The sequence below is a fragment of the Bacillus cereus group sp. MYBK245-2 genome, assembly GCF_051916145.1.
In the GTDB taxonomy this organism is placed as follows: domain Bacteria; phylum Bacillota; class Bacilli; order Bacillales; family Bacillaceae_G; genus Bacillus_A; species Bacillus_A pacificus.
In genome coordinates this window covers 900948-908778 of the sequence record NZ_JBQAGB010000001.1, presented here as the reverse complement: position 1 = coordinate 908778, position 7831 = coordinate 900948, and the positions used below count along the sequence as shown (strand labels likewise).

Genomic DNA, 7831 nt, shown 5'->3' with positions numbered 1-7831 from the left:
TAAACGTGTATTGGAAGGAAGTTTAAAAAGTCCGGTTCAGATAACTGTCGCATCTCGTCGTTGCTTCGCCAGTCCGGTGCTCGAGTAGTAACGCTACACTGCGCTCCTCCTAGCATACGTGTCTCGATCTGCTCGGCCCTCTGAATCCTCCTTTTTAAACGTGTATTGGAAGGAAGTTTAAAAAGTCCGGTTCAGATAACTGTCGCATCTCGTCGTTGCTTCGCCAGTCCGGTGCTCGAGTAGTAACGCTACACTGCGCTCCTCCTGGCTTCAGTGCCTCGATCTGCTCGGCCCTCTGAATCCTCCTTTTTAAACGTGTATTGGAAGGAAGTTTAAAAAGTCCGGTTCAGATAACTGTCGCATCTCGTCGTTACGTATGCTAGTCCGGTGCTCGAGTAGTAACGCTACACTGCGCTCCTCCTGGCTTCAGCGCCTCGATCTGTTCGGCTCTCTGAATCCTCCTTTTTAAACGTGTATTTAGGAAGAAACAAAATCCCGGTTTACACTATGTTTTTATTTTCGAAATATGTATTTTTAGGAATTCTATAACTTTTTCTATACAAATAGTCGGAAAAACGCTAGAATACATGGTAGACCATTTTTGTAATAGGAGTGTAGAGCTGAATGTTACATCAATTTTCACGTAATGAATTAGCCTTCGGTAAAGAAGGACTTGAAATATTAAAAAATAGTACAGTCGGTATTTTAGGAATTGGCGGCGTAGGTTCTTTTGCAGCTGAAGCGTTAGCACGTTCTGGAGTTGGGCGTCTCGTATTAGTAGATAAAGATGTTGTAGATATTACAAACGTGAACCGTCAAATTCACGCTTTAGTATCTACTGTAGGACGTTCAAAAGTAGAATTAATGAAAGAGCGTATTGCAGACATTAACCCAGAGTGTGAAGTAATTGGACTAGAAATGTTTTATACAGATGAAACATATGAAGAGTTCTTTAAACACGGTTTAGACTTTGTAGTGGATGCATCTGATACGATTACGTTCAAAATCCATTTAATTAAACAATGTTTACGTCGTAAAATTAAAATTATCTCAAGTATGGGTGCAGCAAATAAAATGGACCCAACTCGTTTCCGTATTGCGGACATCTCTAAAACACATACAGATCCAATTGCGAAAGTCATTCGTACGAAGCTTCGTAAAGAGGGTATTAAAAAAGGTGTAAAAGTTGTCTTCTCTGACGAAAACCCAATCGTAATTCGTGAAGAGGTACGTAAAGAAATTGTACCAGACGAAAATGCAAAAATTCGTAAAGCGAAATTACCACCTTCATCAAATGCATTCGTACCATCTGTGGCAGGCTTAATTATGGCAAGTCACGTTGTACGTGAACGCATTAAAAATGTAGAAATGAAACGTGTAGGGCAAGAATAAAATGAAAGCATATATCCATTTCGGATATATGCTTTTTTAGATGTGCTAAAGAAATAGGGGTATTTGCATTGCTACTAGTTCAAATGTAAGCAAGGCCAGTAAGTAATAATCATATTTGTCTGATTTATAACCTGAGGTCTTTTTTAAACTGTGAATGGTAAAAAGACCTAACGTTAGAACGAGAATACCGAGTGTTATTTTGAAGGCTACTAATGAAATGGCAATCAGCTCCTTTCAATCGTATATGTTTATAGTAACATTTAAGTAAAAAATATCCAGTTGATTCGGGGGGGGCTTTGTATAGCAGGTTTACTTATTTTGTAAATATTTGTCGGTAAATCGATATTCCTTGTCGAATAGTCGATATAATTAAAAAATCGTTGATATATTGTAAGTTACGATAGATATATTCGAAAAATCGTCGATATAATTTCATTTACCAATATGCTATCCACCGAAGAGACAAAAAAAGGATGTCACTTAGCCGGAAAATTGGGCTAGGTAACATCCTTTTTTAATTCTCTGCAGAATAAATAATATCTAAATTTCCATTTTGATCTGTCTTGAAAATGGGAGCGATCTGCTCTTCTTGTTCTTCAACTGAAACGAGTTTTCGAGCACGATCCATAATTCTAACGAGCATTGCATAATCTTCTTCGATTGCTTGTTGTTTTTTTGTGAGTACAGCTAATTTAGTTTCGAGCTCATCATTCGTTTTTTGCAAGGAAGTGAGCTGAGTTTGTAATACTTCATTTTCAGTTTGTAACTTTGCGAGTGAAGGATTATTGTGCTCCAAGTTTTGCAAAAACGAGATGACATTTTGCATTGTAAGTTCTTGTTTACTTGGTACAATATCTTCTGAAAACTCAGCGTCGATTACGAGTTGTTTCGTTTTTGTGAACTGATCTTTTTCTATTTTAGCTTCAGAACGCTTTAATTCTTTACGTTGTTTTTTCGCAAGCTGCACCGCATCTTCATAATTCGGCCTTACTTCAGCATTCCATCTAAAACCGCAAGCTGCGGAAGTGCGGTTTAAAGCATCGCCGACTTCATCGAATGCTTTTATTTGTGTACTGCCGCTGCGAATATGTCGTAAAACAGTTTCTGCTAAAAGGAGATCGTCTTCTTTTGTCCATGCATCTTGACGTGTTTTCATAAGCGAAGCCTCCATAATGGTGACGTTTTCGCTTATGTTACCCTTTATTTTTCGTTTTATTCGAACTTTGTAATTTTTCATATACAGTAGAAAGTGCTTGTTCAAATTTCCCTGTCATTTTCGGTTTATAATATTGTTTGTTTTTTATTTTATCAGGTAAGTATTGTTGCTGTACCCAACCATTTGGATGGTCGTGTGGATATAAGTAGCCAATGCCTCTTCCAAGTGCCTCTGCGCCTTTGTAATGACTATCTTTTAAATGAATTGGGATGTCGCCTGTTTGACCGTTCCTTAAATCGTGTAAGGCAGCATCAAGTGCTTTATAAGCTGAGTTTGATTTTGGTGATAGGCAAAGCTCAATAACGGCATTTGCAAGTGGTATGCGTGCCTCTGGGAATCCAACTCGTTCAGCTGATTCTATAGCGGCTAGTGTACGCGGTCCAGCTTGCGGGCTAGCAAGTCCAATATCTTCATATGCCATAATAAGAAGACGTCTACCAATGCTTTGCAGGTCACCGGCTTCAATAAGACGTGCTAAATAGTGAAGTGCTGCGTTTACATCACTTCCGCGCACTGATTTTTGAAATGCTGATAATACGTCATAATGAGCATCTCCGCCTTTATCGTGAACGAAGCTCTTTTTTTGTAAGCATTCTTCCGCGATTTCCAGCGTAATTTCCGCAGCTTTGTCATCAGTTGTAAAGCTAGATAAAACAGCGAGTTCCAGTGCATTATAAGCGGAACGCATATCTCCGCCTGATGCATTTGCGAAGTGATGTAATGCTTCAGGCGTAACAGTTACATCATATTCCCCAAGACCTTTTTCTTTATCTTCAAGTGCTCGTTTTAAGCCAATTAAAAGATCATTTTCTGTTAATGCGTGTAATTCGAAGATTTGACACCGACTTCGAATAGCAGAATTAATAGCATGGAACGGATTACTCGTCGTCGCACCAATTAAGGTAAGGAGTCCACTTTCTAAATGAGGTAATAGAAAATCCTGTTTTGCTTTATCTAGACGGTGGATTTTTGTATAACTTATTATGATTGGATGAAATTATTAAACGTTGATTTTAAAGGATTGTATGGTTTTTATCCAAAATTTGACGGATAAAATTATAGCTCGATAAAATTAGACTACATTTTTTGTGTACTAAAGTAGAAAAATGGACATTAGGGATATCTGAATGATTATGTTGTCAATACACAAATGAGGAGCTTTTTTTGTAATACAGACTAAGGAGTAAGGTATCAAAAGAAACGGAATTTAGAGTGTATTTGGATGGAGGTTAGTACTCGTTTGCTAAAATTCTCTTCATTGGAAAATTTCTAGTTCGGGTGATGCAGAAGATATTTTGTAAAACAATGTATAAAAATGTATGATTCTTGTACATTGTGTGAGGAATATTTGGTAATATCAAATATAAAGGACATTTAACTGGAGTGAAGAGAGAATGAATTTTGATATTGCCGAATTAAATAAGTTATATCAGCAACAAAAAATTGTACCCTTAATAGGAGCGGGATTATCTTTACCGTTTGAGCTACCTTCATGGGGAAAGTTAATTGAGCTTTTAATGAAAAAAACCGTTAATGAAAAATATTATGAATTTATTCAAGAGTATATAGATGAATATGAATATGATTTTGCTTTAAAATTGATCAGTAAACGTGGGAACTTATCAGAGAGGGATATTCAAGAATGTGTAAAACAAATAATTGAAGAAGAATTTGTTGAGGTAGATAACGATTCTTTACATAATTATAGCGATTTGGCATCGTTAGATTTTCCTGTTTTCTTAACAACTAACTATGACAACTTATTATTTGAACATCTACAACCAAAAAGATTTAAAGTTCACTCTTTAAAAGATACTACATTAAGCTCTCATGAAATAACAAATTTAGAGAAGGATAAGCGAATTTGGCATATTCATGGAAATGTTGATGAGACAGGTTCTATTGTATTAACAGAAAAACAATATGATGAATTATATAGCAATGAGAAATTTAAAACTTTATTTTCCCTGTTTTGTGGTCAGTATACAATGCTCTTCTTAGGGTTCTCATTAAATGATGAATATTTTAAAGGGTTACTTGACCACTACCAAAAATTTTATCAAGGAAAACATTATGTATTATTAGATAATCCTTCTGAAGCAGAGGTTCAAGAATTGAATGACAATTATAGGATTAGAGTAATCTCGTATGATTCTTCTGAAAATGGACATGTTGAAAGTATTAGAGAATTTCTTCGGGAAATTTCAAAAGGAACTCAACCCTCGTCACCCAAAAAAAAAATCATAATACCAACAGAACTTCCTTCTAAAGAGGAAAAAGAAACCCTTAATGATGATTTATTTCACCAAAAATTATTAGTTGAAAATATTGATGAGGATACAAGAGATTTAAGTCAAGAATATTTTTTGTTTGCAGAGAAGTATATTCGTGAACTAACAGAATACGATGGTTTTGATCAGAAAATCATTGGCTCTATGCTAAATTTATGTCGAATGAGGCATAAGGAGACTTATAAAAAGTCCTTCAAAGATCATGAAGATAGCCAAAGTTTTGTGGATGAAATGCATACAATCTTAAATGAGATGAATTATGGACGGATAGAAGGTGTATTAGGAGAAAATAGACCTATGGAGTTTGAGAATAAAGGCTTTATTCATGTTCTTGCTAATAACCCTGAGATGGATATTTGGTGGGGATATAAGAGAGAGATAGGGTGATCACTATGACGAATACAAATGTTTTACCACTATCAATAAGATTGCTTTTTAATAATGTTCATTTAGAGACAGCTAATATGTTATGTGTGTTAAATGAATTTAAATCTAAGAGAAAAGGAATACGAGTGTCTGAATTACTTTTTTATTATGTAATTGTTTCATCAAAAGATTATGAAATAATTTTTAAACACTTAAGTAATCCAGGATCTGAGAAAAAAATCAAAACACAATTTCAAAGATACGAATCTAAAGTGAAAAGTATATTAATAAATTTAGAAAGTACGGACTATGTGGAATTGCCGCTTCGGAGAAGTCAGATGTTTATGTGAAAATTACTAAAAAAGGTATTGATTTTGTAAATGGTTTAGAGAAGGAATATTTCGAATTGTTGCAGCAAAAAACAAGAGAAGCGAAGACGATTCCGTATACAAAAAAGAATGAAAAAACTTTAATGGGTGATTTTTAATGGCTGGAAAAAAATTATTTGTCAGTAAATTAATGTTAGATGGACCTGAATATTGTAGAACTTTAACTTTTGATAAAGGATTAAATGTTATTTCTGGAGAAGCAACATCGGGGAAATCATTAGTATTAAAATTAATAGATTATTGTTTAGGTAAATCAAGTAAGTTCGATTTTAGTGTGCAAAAAGAATTGGGACAATACTGTGAGAGTGTATTTTTAGAAATATATATAGACGAACAAGTATTAACTTTGAAAAGAAACTTAAAATCTAATCATACGAAAATGGAAATATATTATTCTAATATTAGTGATTTAGATAACTATATTCCAAAAGTAGTATTAGTAAAAGATTTAACAGAATTTTTATTTGAATTATTGAATATTCCGATGATCAATCGAGTTAAAAATAAGCCTCGTTCCAATGATAAAACAGTAGAAAAATTCTCTATAAGAGATGTTATGCGATTTGTTTTTATGAGACAAGAGCATATAGGAACACCAAACTTTTTGGAAAACAATGATAAAGATGTGCGATATAAAAACTCTCCAACGTTCGAATTGTTATTTAATTTTTTAGATGCTGACATAGTAAAGATAAATGAACAGATTGCAAAAAAAATAAATGAAATTGAACGAAAAAAACGAGAACGTGGTGGATTATTACAATATCTTCAAGAAAGAGATGCCACATTGAGAGTAGAAGTAACAGAGAAGATTGAAGAAATTGAAAATATCGTAAATAAGGTAGTTGAGCAGAAAAAAGAATTATTAACTTCCAAAGAAAAACAAAAAGAAGTTAGTGATACATATGGAGAAATAAATGAACAGTTGATGACGTTAGAGGATGAAAAATCTCAATTAATTCAAAGAAAGAAAGAACTTTTATTTTCGAAAAGTAGTCATACGATTTTGTTAGAACGATATAAAAAAGAAAAAGAATCATATTGTGCAACACAAGAAGTATTATATAAATTAGAAATTTCAAATCATGAAAAAGTCTGTCCTCTGTGTAATTCTCACGTTCAATGCGATGGGGTAGAAGAAATTCATTCTCAAGATATTAGTGCTTTAATTAAAGAAGTTGAATCCAAAGAAAATACTGCAAATGAAATAATAAAACGTATTGATGAACAACTATCTACTGTTGAAAAGCAAGTAGTAGAATTTAATAAAAAAGTGAATTACTTTAAGGGTGTAAAAAGTAGCTATTCGCAAAATATCAATGTACCTCTTTTGGAAGAAATCGAAGCTCTAAATAAGGTGATATTGGAACATAGAAATCAGTTAAGCTTTTATAAAGAATTGGAAAGAGTATATAAGAAAATTGATGAAAAAGACAGAGATATTACTGAACTAGATAAAGACTTGGAAATTCTCGAAGGGAAAAAATCTAATATTGAAGTGGAAATTGAATATAAAGATAGAATCTTAAAGGATTTAAATCAAAAATATATTAATTTGCTTAAAAAATTCCATTATCATGTGGATGAGAGCACGGATTATATTGATTTTCTAACTTTTATGCCACATTATCAAGATGTAGAGGTCTTTAAACATGAGAGCGGGGGCCTATTATTATGTATACAATTAGCGTATATAGGAAGTATATTGGAAAATAAGCTTGTAAATAATGACAATAAACATCCCGGATTTCTTATGTTGGATAGTATCAGTAATAATTTAGGTACAAATAAAGATGCGAAGAAAGTTGACAATTTAGACCCCGAAAGTTATGAGGCGATATACAAACTGTTACTGTCATTAGCGAAAGATTTTCAGATTTTTGTTGTGGATAATACACCTCCTGAATTTATTAAACCAAAATTCACTTTTTATAGACATAATAAAGAAGGATTGATTAATCCGAAACTTAATGAAAAAAGTGAAAACTAGTTTATAAATAATAGTAATAGTTTAAGATATGTAACGTTAGTATTTTATTAAAAATCAATATATTTCTTCAATATCCTAACAACACTAAGTTTTTATTTAATGTCAGACATTATATGGATAGTAAATTAAAAAGGATAGGAGAGCAGAATAAAATATGCTCTATCTATCTTAAGTTTATGATGTTTTA

The 7831-nt window shown here is 33.0% G+C and carries 6 protein-coding genes and 1 pseudogene; 5 read left to right on the top strand and 2 right to left on the bottom strand.

Annotated features, from left to right (window positions below; translation table 11 throughout):
• Positions 1 to 624 precede the first annotated feature (624 nt).
• A complete protein-coding gene (locus ACTFRN_RS04765; RefSeq protein WP_088106403.1) occupies positions 625 to 1392 on the top strand; it encodes a tRNA threonylcarbamoyladenosine dehydratase in 768 nt (255 codons plus the stop codon).
• Positions 1393 to 1906: 514 nt separating this feature from the next.
• On the opposite strand, the gene ACTFRN_RS04760 is transcribed toward ACTFRN_RS04765, so the two are convergent.
• Together ACTFRN_RS04760 and ACTFRN_RS04755 are read right to left on the bottom strand one after the other, a co-directional pair.
• Positions 1907 to 2548 carry an RsfA family transcriptional regulator gene (locus ACTFRN_RS04760; RefSeq protein ID WP_000857700.1) on the bottom strand — a complete coding sequence of 214 codons (642 nt, stop codon included), beginning with the start codon at positions 2546 to 2548 and terminating at the stop codon, positions 1907 to 1909.
• Between the two features lie 37 nt (positions 2549 to 2585).
• Positions 2586 to 3575, bottom strand: a pseudogene (locus ACTFRN_RS04755) (replication-associated recombination protein A); the annotation flags it as partial.
• A 427-nt stretch (positions 3576 to 4002) separates the two neighbouring features.
• Here ACTFRN_RS04755 and ACTFRN_RS04750 point away from each other — a divergent pair.
• The 4 genes from ACTFRN_RS04750 to ACTFRN_RS04735 are packed head-to-tail and all read left to right on the top strand — an operon-like array spanning position 4003 to position 7644.
• Entirely contained in the window at positions 4003 to 5286 is a 1284-nt protein-coding gene (locus ACTFRN_RS04750; RefSeq protein WP_088106404.1) for an SIR2 family NAD-dependent protein deacylase, read from the top strand.
• Between the two features lie 5 nt (positions 5287 to 5291).
• Complete coding sequence (locus ACTFRN_RS04745; protein ID WP_088106405.1) at positions 5292 to 5615, top strand: hypothetical protein; 324 nt, start codon at positions 5292 to 5294, stop codon at positions 5613 to 5615.
• The gene (locus tag ACTFRN_RS04740; protein ID WP_176359596.1) at positions 5612 to 5752 is read left to right on the top strand and encodes a hypothetical protein; all 141 of its coding nucleotides are present in this window, start codon (positions 5612 to 5614) and stop codon (positions 5750 to 5752) included. The genes ACTFRN_RS04745 and ACTFRN_RS04740 overlap by 4 nt, the downstream gene beginning before the upstream one ends.
• Entirely contained in the window at positions 5752 to 7644 is a 1893-nt protein-coding gene (locus ACTFRN_RS04735) for a hypothetical protein (protein ID WP_088106406.1), read from the top strand. The genes ACTFRN_RS04740 and ACTFRN_RS04735 overlap by 1 nt, the downstream gene beginning before the upstream one ends.
• The last annotated feature ends 187 nt before the right edge of the window (positions 7645 to 7831 follow it).